14 protein-coding genes and 1 pseudogene are annotated in these 16,898 nt (G+C 66.5%); 5 read left to right on the plus strand and 10 right to left on the minus strand.

The window, feature by feature from the left end; genetic code table 11:
* Positions 1-441 precede the first annotated feature (441 nt).
* From XCC_RS14675 to pdxH, 8 genes are all read right to left on the minus strand, one after another.
* Positions 442-1,608, minus strand: coding sequence for a glutathionylspermidine synthase family protein (locus XCC_RS14675; protein WP_011037958.1), 1,167 nt, complete (start codon positions 1,606-1,608; stop codon positions 442-444).
* Between the two features lies 1 nt (position 1,609).
* Positions 1,610-2,185 carry a DUF1190 domain-containing protein gene (locus tag XCC_RS14680; protein WP_011037959.1) on the minus strand — a complete coding sequence of 192 codons (576 nt, stop codon included), beginning with the start codon at positions 2,183-2,185 and terminating at the stop codon, positions 1,610-1,612.
* Between the two features lie 12 nt (positions 2,186-2,197).
* A complete protein-coding gene (locus tag XCC_RS14685; RefSeq protein WP_011037960.1) occupies positions 2,198-2,602 on the minus strand; it encodes a DUF350 domain-containing protein in 405 nt (134 codons plus the stop codon).
* Between the two features lie 34 nt (positions 2,603-2,636).
* A complete protein-coding gene (locus tag XCC_RS14690; RefSeq protein WP_019237428.1) occupies positions 2,637-3,314 on the minus strand; it encodes a YjfK family protein in 678 nt (225 codons plus the stop codon).
* Positions 3,311-4,393, minus strand: a complete 1,083-nt coding sequence (locus XCC_RS14695; RefSeq protein WP_011037962.1) for a potassium channel protein — start codon at positions 4,391-4,393, stop codon at positions 3,311-3,313. Before XCC_RS14695 ends, XCC_RS14690 begins: the two co-directional genes overlap by 4 nt.
* 26 nt (positions 4,394-4,419) lie before the next feature.
* Complete coding sequence (locus XCC_RS14700; RefSeq protein ID WP_011037963.1) at positions 4,420-5,193, minus strand: PspA/IM30 family protein; 774 nt, start codon at positions 5,191-5,193, stop codon at positions 4,420-4,422.
* A gap of 12 nt (positions 5,194-5,205) precedes the next feature.
* Positions 5,206-5,622, minus strand: a complete 417-nt coding sequence (locus XCC_RS14705) for a YjfI family protein (protein ID WP_014508507.1) — start codon at positions 5,620-5,622, stop codon at positions 5,206-5,208.
* A gap of 187 nt (positions 5,623-5,809) precedes the next feature.
* Complete coding sequence (gene pdxH / locus XCC_RS14710; protein ID WP_011037965.1) at positions 5,810-6,409, minus strand: pyridoxamine 5'-phosphate oxidase; 600 nt, start codon at positions 6,407-6,409, stop codon at positions 5,810-5,812.
* A gap of 194 nt (positions 6,410-6,603) precedes the next feature.
* On the opposite strand from pdxH, the gene XCC_RS14715 reads away from it, so the two are divergent.
* The 4 genes from XCC_RS14715 to hemE all read left to right on the plus strand — a co-directional run bounded on the left by XCC_RS14715 (position 6,604) and on the right by hemE (position 10,488).
* Complete coding sequence (locus XCC_RS14715; RefSeq protein WP_011037966.1) at positions 6,604-7,146, plus strand: shikimate kinase; 543 nt, start codon at positions 6,604-6,606, stop codon at positions 7,144-7,146.
* On the plus strand, positions 7,143-8,255 hold the full coding sequence (gene aroB, locus XCC_RS14720; protein WP_011037967.1) for a 3-dehydroquinate synthase: 1,113 nt from the start codon (positions 7,143-7,145) through the stop codon (positions 8,253-8,255). The genes XCC_RS14715 and aroB overlap by 4 nt, the downstream gene beginning before the upstream one ends.
* 904 nt (positions 8,256-9,159) lie before the next feature.
* On the plus strand, positions 9,160-9,411 hold the full coding sequence (locus tag XCC_RS14725; RefSeq protein WP_011037968.1) for a WGR domain-containing protein: 252 nt from the start codon (positions 9,160-9,162) through the stop codon (positions 9,409-9,411).
* A 12-nt stretch (positions 9,412-9,423) separates the two neighbouring features.
* A complete protein-coding gene (gene hemE, locus XCC_RS14730; protein ID WP_011037969.1) occupies positions 9,424-10,488 on the plus strand; it encodes a uroporphyrinogen decarboxylase in 1,065 nt (354 codons plus the stop codon).
* 210 nt (positions 10,489-10,698) lie between these two features.
* Here the strand turns inward: hemE and XCC_RS22810 are convergent.
* Positions 10,699-10,844, minus strand: a pseudogene (locus XCC_RS22810) (peptidase M28 family protein); the annotation flags it as partial.
* Positions 10,845-11,468: 624 nt separating this feature from the next.
* Between XCC_RS22810 and mdtD the strand changes: the two are divergent.
* Complete coding sequence (gene mdtD, locus XCC_RS14740) at positions 11,469-12,890, plus strand: multidrug transporter subunit MdtD (protein ID WP_011037970.1); 1,422 nt, start codon at positions 11,469-11,471, stop codon at positions 12,888-12,890.
* 379 nt (positions 12,891-13,269) lie between these two features.
* On the opposite strand, the gene XCC_RS14745 is transcribed toward mdtD, so the two are convergent.
* Positions 13,270-16,815, minus strand: a complete 3,546-nt coding sequence (locus XCC_RS14745) for a hybrid sensor histidine kinase/response regulator (protein ID WP_019237427.1) — start codon at positions 16,813-16,815, stop codon at positions 13,270-13,272.
* Positions 16,816-16,898: the final 83 nt, after the last annotated feature.

Raw genomic sequence — 16,898 nt, forward strand, 5'->3', positions numbered from 1 at the left:
GCTGGACACACACCTGCAACCGAGTGGTCTTTTTTCGCCACCCATCTTGACAGCGTGACGGGCCGGGGCCTGTGCCCACTTGTCCACAGCCTTGTGCAGTCTTCATCCACAGGGGATGTGGAAAACCCGATCAACGCAGTGCGGGCGGCACGGCTTGCGTGCAGTTGCCGGTGTGTGCAAGGCGTTTTGATGCGATGTGCTGAATGCAGGGCCACGCGCTGCGATGGATGCGCATGGCGACAGCAACCATCTACTGCCGGTTCCAAACGCGTGGAGTGCACGCCGAGATTGAGCCCAAGCGATTGGCGCGCAGCAACTCAGCAGAGAGCCGGCCGTCGCCGCGCGTCAGTACGCATGCCACTGATGTAGCTGCTCGAAACCGGACCCGCGCATGCAGCGCACACCGCCACCTCGCAGTGGCGGTGCACGCATAGCAGCGTCTCAATCCACGATCACGTGCGGCACGAACCGCGAGGTATCGCGGGTGATCGGGCCGTCGTCATCGCGCATGCCCAGGCCCGCCGGGCGATCGGCCACTACCCAGCTGCCGACCAGCGCATGCCGGCCGTCGAACACCGGCAGCGGATGATGCGCCTGCAGAATGGCCAGGCCATCCAGGTACGGCCCATCGGTGTGCGCCATCTCGCCCTGCGCGGTAACCAGCGCGATGTTGGCGCCCTCGCGCGACAGCAACGGCTTGCGCACCCACCCGGCAGTAGGCGCCTCGCCGGCCTGTGCAAAGCGCGCGGCGAGCAGATTGGGGTGGCCCTGATGGCGCTCCCACAACAGCGGCAGGATGCCCTTGTTGCTCAGCACTGCCTTCCATGCCGGTTCGATCAGACGCACGCGGTTGGCGATCAACGCCGGGCCGAATCGCTCTTCCATCATGAATTCCAGCGGGTACAGCTTGAACAGCGTGTGGATCACCCGGTCCTGCTCATCGGTGAACCAGCCATCTGCGCTGAGGCCGATGTCTTCGATCGCCACTTCCTCGGTGCTGATGCCCACCTGGTGCGCGCAATCGCGCAGGTAGCGCACGGTGGCGCGGTCTTCCAGCGAATCACGCACTGCAGAAAAATGCATCTGCGGGCCAACCGCTCCATCCACTGCCAGCGCACCCAGGGTTTCGCACAGCAGGTCCTGGATCAGGTTGTACTGGTCGGTGCCCTTGGGCAGCGCGCCGCTGGCAATCTGCTGTTCCAGCCACAGCCACTGGAAATACGCCGCCTCGTACAACGAGGTCGGTGTGTCGTAATTGAGCTCGTACAACTTGGCCGGGCCATTGCCGGCATAGGCCAGATCCATGCGGCCGTACAGATGCGGGTCGCGGTTCTTCCAGGAGGTGGCGATCCAGTCCCAGTAGAACGGCGGCAGTGCCAGCTGCGTCATCAACGCTTCGGAGCCGACCACCTCGTCGACCAACTGCATCGCCATGTCGTGCAGCTCCTGCGTCGGCGTCTCGATGTCGTCTTCGATCTGCCGCAACGAAAACGCGTAGTACGCGCTTTCGTCCCAATACGGTTCGCCGTCGATGGTGTGGAACTGGAAGCCGAGCGATTCGGCCTGGGTGCGCCAATCCGGGCGCTCGGCGATGGCAATACGTTGCATGTCAGCCGCCAAACCCGGAGCTGCGCCCGCCACTGCCGAACGAGCTGCGCGCCGCGGCGCTGGAGCCAAAACCCGAGCGCGACACGGTGATGGCGCGGGTTGGCATGTCCACGCTGCCGGCGCGGCCGCGCACGGTGCCGATGCGGTTGCTGGCCACATCGCCGTTGGGCTTGTAGTAGCCGCCGCTGCGGTAATCGCGGTATAGCGGCATCGCGCCGCCATAGCGATACCCGCCGCCGCTCATGTTGCCCAGCGCGTAGCCGAGCAGAAAGCCGCCCATCGGCGGGATCCAGCTCTGCTGCCCCTGGGTCTGGCCAGGCACTTCGGTGCAGCTGCCAAATTGCGCATCGCACTCGTAGCGCGAAGTGAAGCGCGGCGCGGCCTGCTGGTGCTTGGCCACGGCCTCGTCATACGCCTTCAGACACTGCTGGATGTCGCCCTGTTCCTGCTTGATCTGGTAGCAGTCCGAGGCCGACTGCAACACCACGCCGGTTTCCGGCTCCGAGCCGCAACCGGTGACGAAGGCGGCCGGCAGCGCGGCCATCAGGGTGAGCTTGAGATTGCGTGATCGCTTCATGCCTGCGCTCCGTTACGGCGTGATCGCCGCGGCGTTGATCAGGCCAACCGCGATCGACACGCCGGCCGAAAAAATACCGGCGGCGGCGACGTTGTCGGTGATTTGCCGCGAGATGCGCCCGGCCACCAGGTTGGCCAGCAGATACGCCACCACCTGGATACCGCAGGCCACCACGCCCCAGATCAAGGCATCCACCAGGCTCACCGAATGGGTGATGGCCGAATGCAGCGGCAGCGCCACGCCGATCAGGTTGCCGGCCAGCGCGGTGGCGGCCGCCACGTTGCCCTGGCGCAGCAGGGTGAAATCCTTGTGCGGGGTGACCAGGGTCACCAGCACCACCGCGACGATCAACACGCCCAGGCCGGTGCCGAAGTAGGAAAGAAACGCGAGGAAACTCTGCAGATTGATCGGGTTCATGACAGGACCAGGGTGGTGGAAGACGGGTGAGCGCTCAGGTGATGTCCAGATCGGCGACGGTGACGTCGATGCCGACCGCGTAGGTGACGCAGAATTCGTTGGGGCCGGAATCCTCGCCGGTGACCAGCAGGAATTCTTCGCGCTGCAACTCCGGCACCGGCCGGCTGTAGAGCATCGCGTAGTGGGTCAGATCGCCATCGCGGCGCGGCGGCTGATAGCGGTACAGCACCTCGTCGTAGGCAATCGGCGGAATGCGCGCGGCATCGTCGGTGGATTGGGTGGCACGGTCCCAGCGCTTGCCGGCGTACTCGATCTGCGCCGCACCCAGGTGCGGATGCTGCATCACGAATTCCTGGAAGGCCTGCTTGCTCGGCGGATTCACCGTCTCGCAATACACGAAGGCCTTCATCGCCTCCAGATCGCCACCCACGGTGGTGACCTGCAGAAACGCGTCATCGTCCAGATAGAACCGGTGCAGCGCATAGCCATCGCCCAGATTGACGTGGCCATAGCACGGGATGCCCTGATGCCCGCCCGGCAATTCGGCGGTCATCGCCTCGGGCGCCATGCGGTACAGCGTGGTGTCGATCTCGAGCTGGCCACCCACGCGCAGCCCCAACGGCAGCGCATGGCCGATCGCGCCAGTGCCGGTGGTCGGCAGCGGTGGCGGCTGGGATTGGCCGAACAACTTGCTGAAAAAACTCATCGTCATGCACCTCGTGGCGATGGGGAAGCGGAAACGGCCGCAGCGCGCAGGGCCTGCCACGCGATGGATTGCGCAGGCACGCGCTGCTCGGCCAGGTAATACAGCATGGCACCGGCCGGTACAGCGGTCTGTGCGGGCGGGTTCAACCGCAACGCGCCATCGGGCGCGCGCAGGCCCAGCAACAAGGCACCGCGCTGGCTGAAATCAGCCGCCAGCAGGCTGTAATCCAGCGCCTCCAGCTGTGCCGGCACGGCCAGGCTGAACTGCGTGGGGCCGTCGTCCACCGACAACAGCTCGGCGGTGATCGCGGCACTGCCCGGGTCCTGCGCGGCGCGGGCCAGGATCTCGGCAGTCATCGGGCGCGTGCATTCGATCGCCGGGTAATGGCAGGCCACCAGCCGCGCGGCGCTGGCCGAATCGAAATGCGCCACGATGTGCGCGCGCGGCGCATGCGCCATCAGTGCGAAGACCGCAGCCAGGGTCTGGTCGTCGGACGGCGGATTGACGATCACCCGCGCCGCACCGGCGATGCCCGCACGCAGGTAGACATCGGTGTGGGTGTACGACTCGGCAGCCACGAAACGCATGTGGTCGGGCATCGGGTTTTCGGCCACGCCCTCGGCCACCAGCACCACGCCTTCGTCGTCGGTGGCGGTGTCGGACAACAACAACTCCAGCAAGCGTGCCGAGGCCGCGCCTTGCCAGCCGATCAGGATGGTGTGCCCGCTCAACTGCGCGTAGGCCATCTTGCCCATGTGGTGGCGCCTCCAGAAGGTGATGAGCACCGCGCTGGTCTTGGCCAGCACCGTGGCGAACAGCGCCACCGCGCCCGGCATCAGCACGAACGCGGCGATATAGCGCCCGGCCACCGAGCCCGGCGACAGATCGCCGTAGCCGATGGTGGTGGCAGTGGTCATGTAGTAATACGGAAACGCGTCCAGGCCGACGAGCTTGTGCTCACCGGCCAGGACGAACAGCACCCAGCTCAACCCCATGTGCGCCAGCAGGGCCAGCGCCACCATGCCCCAGCTCACGCGGCGCACGTGGCGCCGCAAGACCCGGTACAGCCGTCCGACGATGATCATGGCGCGTCCTGTGCCGTGGGGTGCGGTCAGCTGTCGCTGCGCGGAACCTGCTGCACGTCGCGGACCTGGCCGATCAACGGCGCGGTGCCGCTGGCGGTGTCGTGCCCGAGCTGAGCGGCCGGCTTCTTGAAGCGCGCCAGCACCGCAGCGGCGTTGGACTCGCCTTCCATCAGGCCGGCCGCGGCCAGACGCCGATTCAGATCGCCATCGCCGGTGGACGATTCGAGCTCCTCAGCCGATTCGATGCGTGCGGAGGTTTCGGCCTGGCGCGCCTTGATGCGCTCCAGCGATTCCAGTGCCGACCCCATCTTGCTGCTCGCACCGGAATGCCGCGCGGCAATCGCGGCCTGCGCTTTCTGCACCGCATCGGTGGCCTTGACGGTGTCGATCTGCTGGCGCATGCCGCGCAGCTGGTTTTCGGTTTTCTGGATGGTGGCCTTGAGCGTCACCACCGACTGATCCAGCGCGGTCTTGGAGGCCTTGTCGCCGGCGTCCTCGCTTTCCAGCGCCGCCAGCTTGACCGCCACATCGTGCGCCAGCGCTTCATCGTTCTTGGCCAGCGCGCCTTCGATATAGCGCGTGTACTCGGCCATCTTGCCGGCGCGCGCGTCGATCTTCTGCTGCGCCAGCTTGCTCTGCGCCATCAGCTTGGTGAGCTCTTCGCGCGAACGCGTGAGCTGGGCGCCGGCATCGCGCATTTCCTGGTCCAGGATGCGCAGGGCGTTGGCGTCCACGGCCTTCTGGCCGGTTTCGTGTGCGGTGCCACGCAGCAGCGTGATCAGCTTGGAAAAGATACTCATGACAACACGCCTTTAGGAAAAGAACGGCTTGAGGGATTCGGCGGCATCCAGCGTATTGGCCGCCAGGGTCTGGATTTCCTCGTCGATCTGGTCGAGCGTCGAGGAGGCCGACAATTCGCCGAACACCACGTAGGCGTCCTTGCCGTCGACCTGCACCAGACCGAGATTGGAGAGCGGATTGAGCGGGTTAAGCCGCAGGCACGCGTCGTTGAACGCGGCGCGGTCGCTGACCTGGTCGGCGTTGGCCAGCAGCGTGGACACGAACACCTGCGAACCGGACGCGGCCACCTGGATCTGCATGTCGCCGTGATCGGCCAGGGTGAGGTTGATGGCCGGCTCCAGCCCGTCGATCAGTTCGACCTCGATCGGCTGGTCGCGGTAGCGCTCGGCCAGCAGGCCGTGCAGTTCAACAGTGGTGTACTGCGTCATGGGATGTCCTGTCCTTTGGTCATTCGGCGGCGGAGTGCGGCGGCGGTGAGGCCGCAACGGTCAAGCAATGGGCGGACATACTACAGAGACTTGGTGAACAGCAGAACGGCCGTCAGGCAGGGGGCATTCAGGGCCACTTCGCTGCCATCAAGCACGGCCGGCGCTGCGGCCCGGCAGGGCCGTGGCCTTACGGATACAGCATCCGCTTGCTCCAGTGGCTGGCCGCGTCCGCCTCGTAGCGCCAGCGCTCGTGCAGGCGGAATTTGGCGCCGTACCAGAACTCGAATGCCTGCGGCACCACGCGGAATCCGCCCCAGCCATCCGGGCGCGGCACGTCGCGGCCGTCGAAGGTGGCTTCGACCTTGGCAATGGCCGCCTCGAACTCCTCGCGCGAGCCCAGCGTCTGCGATTGCAGCGACGCCCAGGCACCGATCTGGCTCATGCGCGGCCGCGAGGCAAAATAGGCGTCCGATTCGTCGGCGCTCACCAGTTGCACGCCGCCTTCGATCCGCACCTGGATGCCGGCCTCGCGCAGGCTGCGCCACAGGAACAGCAGCGCCGCCTGCGGGTGGGTCTGCAGGTCGCGGCCCTTGGCGCTGTCCAGATGCGTGTAGAAGACGAACCCGCGTGCATCGAACGCCTTCAGCAACACCGTGCGCGCGCTTGGCCGGCCGTCCAGGTTGGCGGTGGCCACGGTCATGGCGCTGGCCTCGATTTCGGCACTGTTCTGCGCCTCGGCATACAGCGTGGCGAAGGTGGCGAGGGCTTCTGCGTACAGATCGGTCATGGCAGGCAAGGGAAGCGAAACAGACGCCTATTGTGGGCGCATCGCCGCCGCTGCGCCTATGGCCCTGGTGTCGCAGTGGCGGCTGCGGCCAAGGCCGGCAGCGCAGGATCTGCAGCGACAGCCCACGCCGCCGGGAGGATCACGCATGGCGCACGCGGCCCTGGGCCGCAATGCCAATGTTACGATCCGGGCGCATGAACCCCGCTCCCAATCTCGTGATGATCGGCCCGATGGGCGCCGGTAAAAGCTGCATCGGCCGCCGCCTGGCCGAGCGCTTCGGGCTGGATTTCGTGGATGTGGACCAGGCCATCGTCGAGCAGGTCGGCAGCAGCATCCCCGCGATCTTCGAACAGCACGGCGAAGCGCGCTTTCGCCAGCACGAAGCCGAGGCCCTGCACGGCCTGCTCGCGCAGAGCAACAAACTGGTCTCCACCGGCGGCGGCGCGATCCTGGATGCGGGCAATCGCCAGCGCATCCGCGAGCGCGGCTTCGTGGTGTACCTGCATGTGAGCGTGCCGGCCCAGCTCACCCGGCTGGCGCGCGACCGCAATCGCCCGCTGCTGCAGCGCCCGGACCGCGAACAGGTGCTGCACGGCATGGCCGCGCTGCGCACCCCGCTGTACCAGGAAGTGGCCGACCTCACCCTGGAAACCGATCACCTTTCCCCCGCCGAGGCCACCGCGCAGCTGGTGCTGCGCCTGGCCGCGCAATGGCGCATGTCGAGTACCCCTGCATGACTCTTCCCCCCTCCTTGCGCAGCGTCGAAGTCGACGGCGCGCAGCCGTACACCATCTCCATTGCGCCGGGCCTGCTGGCCGACGGCGCGCGCCTGGCCCGCCACGTACGCGGCCGCCACGTGCTGCTGCTCAGCGACACCCAGGTGGCGCCGCACTATGCCGCCGGCGTGCGCGCTGCACTGTTGCAGGCGCGGCCGGACCTGCAGCTTGGCGAACTGGTCATCGCCGCCGGCGAAGCCTCCAAAACCCTGGACAACTTCTCCCTGGCGATCACCGCACTGGCCGAACTGGGCGCCACCCGCGATGCCTGCGTGTTCGCGCTCGGCGGTGGCGTGGTCGGCGATCTGGCCGGCTTTGCTGCCGCCTGCTGGATGCGCGGGGTGGATTGCGTGCAACTGCCCACCAGCCTGCTGGCGATGGTGGATTCCTCGGTCGGTGGCAAGACCGCGGTGGACATCCCGCAGGGCAAGAACCTGGTGGGGGCATTCCACCCGCCACGCGCGGTGATTGCCGATACCGACACCTTGCGCACCCTGCCCACGCGCGAGCTGCGCGCTGGCCTGGCGGAGGTAATCAAGTACGGCGCCATCGGCGACCCGTTGTTCTTCCAGTGGCTGCATGCCGAACGCCGCGCGCTGCTGGACGGCGACCCGGCCGCGCTGGCGCAGGCGATTGCACGCAGTTGCGAGCACAAGGCCGACATCGTGGCGCGCGACCCGCTGGAAAAAGGCGAGCGCGCCCTGCTCAACCTGGGCCACACCTTCGGCCACGCCATCGAGACAGAACAGGGCTACGGCGCGCCGGGTAACGACAACCTCAACCATGGCGAAGCGGTGGCAGTGGGCATGGTGCTGGCAGCGCGGCTCTCGGCCGCACTGGGCATGGCCGACGCCCAGGACACCGAGGCACTGCGCACCCTGCTGCATGAATTCGGCCTGCCCACCCAGATCCCGACCGGCCTGGCACCGGAAGCCCTGCTCGGCCGCATGCGGCTGGACAAGAAAAACATCGCCGGCCGCCTGCGCCTGGTGCTGTGGCGCGGGATCGGCAAGGCCGAAGTCGTCCCCGACGTGGACGAAGCTGCGGTGCTGGAGATTCTGGCCGACTGAGGTTTGTGCTCGCCGGCTGACGTTTGCGCTAGCCGACTGAGGTTTGGCGCTGGTCAGGTGAGGTCGGGCGCGGGCCCGGTGCGGCTGGCGTGGAGCGCCCGCTGCGGTGGTCACGTGTGGCCGGCGCGGAATGCTGGGTGCCGCGTTACGCCCGCAAGCGGCCGCGTCGACATGCCCGCCCTCGTAGGAGCGCGCTTGCGCGCGAGACGCCTTCCCGGTGACGCCCATCGCACGCGACGCCTTCCCGTTCCCGGTAACGCCCATCGCGCGCAAGCGCGCTCCTACGCGCAGCCATCGCCCTGATCGACCACGTTGCCCAGGCACCTAATCTGCTCGCCGACTGCAACGCAGACCACCACACATCTGCAGGCATCACCACGCAATCGCATCGCCGATACCCGGAACTCGTAGGAGCGCGCTTGCGCGCGATGGGGGCCTTCCCCGATAACGCCCTCGCGCGCAAGCCTCCTGCGGGCCACCCTCGACCTGATCGGTCATGCCACATCTCTGGCTTGGCGGTCCTCCCACAGTCCTGGTCCACACCGCCAACCAATCGCAGCGCCGATATCCCGTCTTTGTAGGAGGCTTGCGCGCGATGGGGCCTTCCCGGTAACGCCCCTCGCGCGCAAGCGCTTCCTACAGAGCACCATCGATCTGATGGGTCATGCCCTGCCCGGCCCGCCAGGCAACTCAACAAGACGCTGCGCGTTCACTGCACGCGCTCGCAAAGGCACTGCCATTACGCGGCGCCGTCCTCTGCCCTTGTAGCTGACAACCCGCCGCTCATCCGCCAGCCGCCCCTGCCAGCCGCCCGCCGCCCCCACACGCAAGGCCTTCGCGATCACGGCAATCGCCCCGCACCCAGCCAACGCAGCCTTCAGCAGCGCCCGGCTACAATTGGCCCATGCGCATCCTCCTGCAACACGATCCGGGCGGCAACGAGCCGCTTCGCTACGTCCAGCTGACCCTGCAACCGGATCTGTTCGGTGGCTGGGAACTGCTGCGCGAGAGCGGCCAGATTGGCGGGCGCACGCAACTGCGACGCGACCAATACCTGCTGCAGGACGAGGCGGACCGGGCCTTCGAAAAGGCCCGCGACACCCAACTCAAACGCGGCTTCCATGTCATCACCGGCGGCGCCGACGCGCCGCGCTGAGGAATCACCTCCATGCTCAAGAACGACCGTCTGTTGCGTGCCCTGCGCCGCCAGCCCGTGGACCGCACCCCCGTCTGGCTGATGCGCCAGGCAGGCCGCTATTTGCCGGAATACCGCGCCACCCGCGCGCGCGCCGGCAGTTTCCTGGGCATGGCCAAGAACCCGGACATCGCCTGCGAAGTCACCCTGCAACCGCTGGAACGCTTTCCGCTGGATGCGGCGATCCTGTTCTCCGACATCCTGACCATCCCCGATGCGATGGGGCTGGAGCTGTATTTCGTCGAAGGCGAAGGCCCCAAGTTCCGCCACCCGGTGCGCGACGCCGACGCCATCCATCGCCTCGGCGTGCCGGACATGGAAACCGAGCTGCGCTACGTGATGGACGCGGTGCGCTTGATCCGCCGCGAGCTGGATGGCGCGGTACCGCTGATCGGCTTCTCCGGCAGCCCGTGGACGCTGGCCTGCTACATGATCGAAGGCGGCGGCAGCAAGGAATATGCGCGCATCAAGGCCATGGCCTTCAACGCGCCGCAGCTGCTGCACCACCTGCTCAGCACCGTCACCGATGCGGTGATCGCCTACCTGTCCGCACAGCGCGCGGCCGGTGCGCAGGCGCTGCAGGTGTTCGATACCTGGGGCGGCGTGTTGTCGCCGGCGATGTACCGCGAATTCTCGTTGCCCTACCTCACCCGCATCGCCCAGGAACTGGAGCGCGGCAGCGGCGAAGAGCGCACCCCGCTGGTGCTGTTCGGCAAGGGCAATGGCGCCTATGTGTCCGAGCTGGCCGCCAGCGGTGCCGAAGCGGTGGGCGTGGACTGGACGATCTCGCTGGCCGACGCCGCTGAACGCGCCGGCGGCCGTGTCGCCCTGCAAGGCAACCTGGACCCGGCCACGCTGTACGGCTCGCCCGACGCAATCCGCAGCGAAGTCGGCAAGACCCTGGACAGCTACGCGTACGGCAACGGCGGCTCGCGCGAAGGCCACGTCTTCAACCTCGGCCACGGCATGTCGCCGGACATGAATCCGGATCACGTTGGCGTGCTGGTGGAAGCGGTGCAGACGCTGAGCAAGCGGTGAAGTAGCAAGCGATCGACAGCCACTGCTGTCGATCGTGCACGATGTCGGTCTGGCTCATGGTGACGACCGATGTCGTGCGATGGGATGCTGTCCGCGCGATGCGACAGCGACTGACAAGGCACGCGCTAACCCATCGACCTCGTGGACGTGGTGCTCAAGCAAGCCTTCTGACATGCGCCAAGCTGGCGGCGAACGTGCCGCCCTGCGTTTGCCATCCCAGCCGCAATCCAGCGCCAGCCGCACGCGTGTGCTACCAGGGCCGCCAGGCGTGCCAACTGGTTGGTATCGGGCCCCGACAATGCCACTGCGGGTACCGGGGTCAAGCCTTGATCGAAACGGGTGATCCCAGTGTGCGGTCGCGCCTGCAGAAAGGCGTGCGCGGCTTGCAACAGATCCATCGTGGACACGGCTGGGCGCAAAGAGCACCGGCGTAAACGCCGAACGCTTGGCCTCGGTGCAGCGTTCAACAGCACAACCAAGCCATCAATCGATGCAGCCCCGCACGACCGTTGGGAACACCAAGACACTGGCAAACGCCGAACGTCGGCGCGGCACCACGCGATCGACAGCACCACCCACTCATCGATTGCTCACGCTCCGCATAACCATTGAGCACGCAAGCTTGAGGCGCAGACGCCGAACACCTGGACTGCCCGCCGCGATGGACGGCACAACCAAGACGCCGATCAATGAAGCCCTGCGCAACCGTTGAGCGCATAAGGCAACGACGCAGACGCCAAAAAGTTTGCTACCGCACGGCACTGCGCGATCGGCGGCAAATCAAGTCGACGATCAATGCAGCCTTGCGCAACCGCTGGGCCCACCAGACAGGGAGATAGACACCGAACACCGGCCCCGGTGCGGCGCAGTCGAGAGCACAACCAACCCATCGCTCGATAAAGCCCCGCAAATGCGCACACCCTTCTGAGTTCCTGCACAGCGCGGCGGAGATAATGCCCCGTCCTCTCGACGGAGCCCCCATGTCTCAGCCCGTTCCCGTCATGCGCGCCTATGCCACCATCAAGCCGCTGTTGTGGCTGGTGTCGCTGGCCATCTTCATGCAGATGCTGGATGCGACCATCGTCAATACGGCGCTGCCGTCGATGGCGCGCAGCTTGCGCGAGAGCCCGCTGCAGATGCAGTCGGTGGTCTTCAGCTATGCGTTGGCGGTGGCGATGTTCATCCCGGCCTCGGGATGGATCGCCGACCGTTTCGGCACGCGCCGGACCTTCCTCGCCGCGATCATCGTGTTCACGCTGGGCTCGTTGCTGTGCGCCGCCGCGCAGCAGTTGCCGCAGCTGGTGGCCGCACGCGTGGTGCAAGGCATTGGCGGTGCGATGTTGCTGCCGGTCGGCCGGCTGGCGGTGCTCAAGACCGTGGCGCGCGCCGACTTCCTGCGGGCGATGAGCTTCATCGCGATCCCGGCGCTGATCGGGCCGCTGATCGGGCCGACGCTGGGCGGCTGGCTGGTGGAGATCGCCTCCTGGCATTGGGTGTTTCTGATCAATCTGCCGATCGGCGTGATCGGATTCATCGCCGCACTGAAGATCATGCCGGACCATTACGGCGACGCACGCAAGCGCTTCGATCTGGTCGGCTATCTGATGCTGGCGTTCGGCATGGTGGCGCTCTCGCTGGCGTTGGACGGCATTGCCGAGCTCGGCCTGCGGCATGCGTTCGTGATGTTGCTGGCGATCGGCGGGCTGGCCGCACTGGCCGGCTATTGGCTGCATGCGGCCAGTGCACCGGCGGCGCTGTTCCCCTTGGCGTTGTTCAAGGTGGCCAGTTACCGCATCGGCATTCTGGGCAATCTGTTCGCGCGCGTGGGCAGCGGCTCGATGCCGTTCCTGATCCCGCTGCTGCTGCAGGTGGGCCTGGGCATGAGCCCGATGAATGCCGGGCTGATGATGGTGCCGGTGGCACTGGCCGGCATGGCCGCCAAGCGCGCTGCGGTGAAGCTGGTCGGCCGCTTCGGCTACCGCCGCATCCTGATGCTCAACACCGTGCTGGTGGGCCTGGCGATGGCCAGCTTCGCGCTGATCAGTGCGGGCCAGCCGCTATGGCTACGGGTGCTGCAGCTGGCCTGCTTCGGCGCAGTGAACTCGCTGCAATTTACCGTCATGAACACGGTGACCTTGCGCGACCTGGATCGCGACCAAGCCAGCCCCGGCAACAGCCTGTTGTCGATGGTGATGATGCTGGCCACCGGGTTTGGCGCGGCGGCGGCAGGCAGCTTGCTGGCGGCGTTCAACACGCATCTTGGCGACAGCCACGGCGCTACTGCGGCGTTGCACGCCACCTTCCTGTGCGTCGGCGCGATCACCTTGTCGTCGACGCTGATCTTCTGGCAGCTGGCCGAAACGCTGCCGCATCCCAAGCAAGTGGAAGAAGTTGCCGAGTGAGCGGGCTTGGGTGATGCGGGTGGCGGCGCGCTGATGGCGGTTGATTGCTGTCGCGGCATGCGCGTGCGGTGCTGCGTTACGGCAGTTATGTGACTGCAGTGGGCGCCCACAATTTCGGCGCGTTTGCCATACCGTCATCACGACGCCGGCTATCAGTCACGCTGCCGCGTTCTGATGCGCGCGGCATCGCGGACACGTGCACTAGCGCCTCACCACCTAATGCACAGAAGGCATGCTTCCCAACCGAGACGCCCCGGCAACGGATGCAGGAGGCATGCTGCTTCAGCACTTGGACAAGCGAACGTCGCTGCCGCTTTTCTCATGCACGGCATGCCCTGCGGAGCCGACGGCAATCTCTGCATTGCCCACCAAGCCCGCGCTACAACTCCTCGCGCGGACGCACTCGCCGTAACGCCTCGGCAATCGTATCGGCCAGCATGTCGCCGGTAAGTGGCTTGCGCAGGAAACTGTCGAAGCCTGCCTGCTGCGCGGTGGGTTCGGCGGCTTCGTCGGAGCGCGCGGTCACCGCGATCAGCGGCATGTCATAGCCAAAGACGCGCAACTGCCGCGCCAGTGCGAACCCGTCCAGCCCGGGCAGATCCAGATCCAGCAGTGCCAGGTCGAATGCGTTATCCGCGGCCTCGGTGAGTGCGGCCAACCCGTGCGGTGCGTGCACCACCGAGTGCCCTTGCGCGCGCAGCAGGCCCACGATGACCTCGGCGATGGTGGGTTCGTCTTCCACCAGCAGGATGCGCAAGGGCGCCACGTTTGCGCTGTCGCGTGCCACCTCGCCGGCCAGCACGGCATTGGAGGCAACCCAGCGCAGCGGCAGGTCGACGACAAAGCGCGTACCTGCGCCCAGGCGGCTGATCACTTCGATATGCCCGCCCATCGCCATCGCCAACTCCTGGCAGATGGCCAGGCCCAGGCCGCTGCCGCCGTAGCGCGAGGTGGTCTTGGCGCCATCGCCCTGCTCGAAGCGCTGGAACAGGCGCGCCTTCTGGTCGGCATTGATGCCCGGCCCGGTATCGGCCACCTCGAAGCGCAGCCCCTGGTAGGAACCAAGCGTGCTGAGCTTGAGCCCGACCACGCCGCGCTCGGTGAACTTGATCGCGTTGCTGAGCAGGTTGAGCAGGATCTGGCGAATACGGGTAGGGTCACCGCTGGCGGTGATGTCGCCAAGCAAGCCGACTTCCAGGCTGAAACGCAGCCCGCGCTCCTGCGCCAGCGGCGCCATCAGCGCTTCCACTTCGGCCACCAGCTGGCGCACCGAGAACGGCTGCAGATCCAGCTCCAGACGACCGGACTCGATGCGCGCCAGATCCAGCGCATCGTTGACCAGCCGCAGCAGATGCGAGCCGGCGCGCCGGATCGATTCGGTATAGCTGCGCTGCTTGTGGTCCAGCTGGGTCTTCAGCAACAGCTCGCTCATGCCCAGCACACCGGTCATCGGCGTGCGGACCTCATGGCCGAGCGTAGCCAGGAAGCGTGTCTTGGCCAGCGACGCCTGCTCGGCCAGCTCCTGCTTGTGCACGGCCAGCTGCCAGGCGTTGAGGCGGCGCAGGCGGCGCCGATACAGCAGCACCACCGCCACCACGACACACAACGCCAGCAGGGTGAGCAGCACCAGTCCCCACGGACTACGCCACCACGGCGGCAGCACCTGGAAGGTCAGCGTCTGGCTGGCCGACCAGATGCCGTCGGCAGTGCGGCCCTGCACTTCCAGCGTGTAGTCGCCCGGTGGCAGGCGCGAGAACAGGCGCTCGCCGCTGGGGCCGACATCGATCCAGTCCGGGTCGTAGCCACTGAGGCGGAAGCGGTAACTGGACGAATCCGGATGCGTAAAGGTGGGCATGCGCGCAACGATGTGCAGGTCGCGGTCGTCGTCAAGAATGGTGAGCGGCTCCTGCCCGGTGATGTCGAGACCACGCTCGCCACGCCGTACGCCAACGCGCTCGATGAGCAGTGGTGGCCTGCGGGTATTGGGATGCATCGCGGTGGGATCGAACACCACCACCCCATCCGGCGCCGCACCGACAATCTGCCCGCCAGTGGCCTGCACCAGTGTCCGGTTGATCATCAGCGGATTAGGCAGCCCGTCGTGCACACCGTACACGCGCACCAATTTGCTGCCGGGGTCGATCCGGATCAGCCCACGCTGGCTCGACACCCAGGCCACCCCACCGGCATGGACCACCAACCCGTTGGGCGCCACCATCGGGAATTCCTGGTCCTTGCCAATGGTGTCCAGCAGCTTGAGCTGGGTGCCGTCCCACAGATACCGGCGTATTTCGCCGACCACTCCCAGCCAGACCACGCCGCCTTCGGCGAACCGAAACACATAGGTGGCCTGGGACGGCGCACCGGGAACCGGCACAAACCGATCCGCACGCGGGTCCCAGCGCCGCAGACCGGCGTTATTGGACAGCCAGACCTGGCCGTCCGGGCCGGTGCCGATGTCCAAGATGGTCAGCGGCTCCAGCCCATGCGTGCCGTTGACGATGGTCCGCACCAGGCTGCCCTGTGCATCGCGCAGCTGCAGGCCGTATTCGAGCACCGACACCCACAGCTGCCCCTGCCCATCCTCTGCCATCCACAGGGGGCGATCGGCGGCCCCCTCGGCATCAGGTGCCACATCTGCACGGATGGGCAACCGTTTGACCTGCCGGGTCCGCGGGTCGTAGCGCACCAGCGTGCCTTCGACGCCAATCCAGACCACCCCACGTGTGTCCTCGAAGACCGAGTCGGGCGGATGCAGCGGGTCGATGTGCTCCAGATGCGTCTGCAAACGGCCGGTGGCAGGGTCGAGCCGTTCCAGCACACCTTTGCTGCCGACCAGCCACACCCCGCCCGAGGCCGAGGCGACAGTCGCCAGAACGGACGTATTGGCCAGCGAGTGAGGCTCCTTGGGGCGATGCGCCAACACCGCAAAAGTGTCCCAATGCGGCAGCAGGTGCCACAGGCCACCTTCCAGCGCGGCAAACCACAGCCCGCCTTCCCGATCTTCGTAGGAGTCGATCCAGTTGCGATTTACCAAACTGTGGGCAGTGAAACTGTAGATCGGCACGCGGACCACGTCGGTGCCGGTCTCAGACAGCGCCATGCCGGCGTTGGTATCGAGCCAATAGCGCCCACGACGATCGCGCAACAAGACGTTGTAGACACGCTGGTTCGCGGGCATGTTTTGCCACGGATGGGGACTGAAACGCCCCTCGGCATCCAGGCGAAACAGCTCGCCTGCTCCATCGGTCACCCACAACGTATTGCCATCGCGCTCCAGACGCAGCCGGCCCACCGTCTGACTGCTTCCCGGCAGCGCCACACGCGTGAACTGCTTGCCGTCCCAGCGCACCAGCCCGCCCGGCGTTGCAATCCACAGCGTCCCGTTGGGCGCCACGCGGAGTGCGTTCACCGCGTCGGCGGGCAGGCTGGCCGAGTCGCCGGGCACGTTCAAGAACTGCTGCATGCTGCCATCGGGGCGGCGGCGATACAGCCCGTTCGCTGCAGTGCCGAGCCAGATGTCGCCGTTCGGGGTCTGCGCCAGCGACCACACCGTGATCTGGCGCAATTCGGGGAACTGCGCATTCTCCAGGGGCTTGAAAGTGCGTGTCTTGGCTTCGAGAAACCCGGCACCGCCATTTTCAAAGCCCATCCAGACCCGGTTGTCCTGATCGACGCAGATGGTCCAGATCGCGTTACCGGTCAGCCCCTCTTCCATCCGCCAGATGCGGTAATTACGCCCATCGAAGCGGGCCAGCCCGTCGTCGCTGGCCAGCCATAGGTAGCCCTGCTTGTCTTCGGCCAGTTCACCAATGACGTCCGATGGCAACCCGTCTGCAACCGTGACCTGATTGGGCACCGGCATCACCGGCGCACGCGTGGCCAGTGCCGGTGACACGGTCACGCACAGGCCCAGCAGCAACAAGGCGACAACCCAATGGAGAACAGACGGAAAAAGGCGCACTGGACACGTTTCACGACAAGTCGCCGCATAGTGCTTGCCACGCG

It is taken from the genome of Xanthomonas campestris pv. campestris str. ATCC 33913, from assembly GCF_000007145.1.
Taxonomy (GTDB): domain Bacteria; phylum Pseudomonadota; class Gammaproteobacteria; order Xanthomonadales; family Xanthomonadaceae; genus Xanthomonas; species Xanthomonas campestris.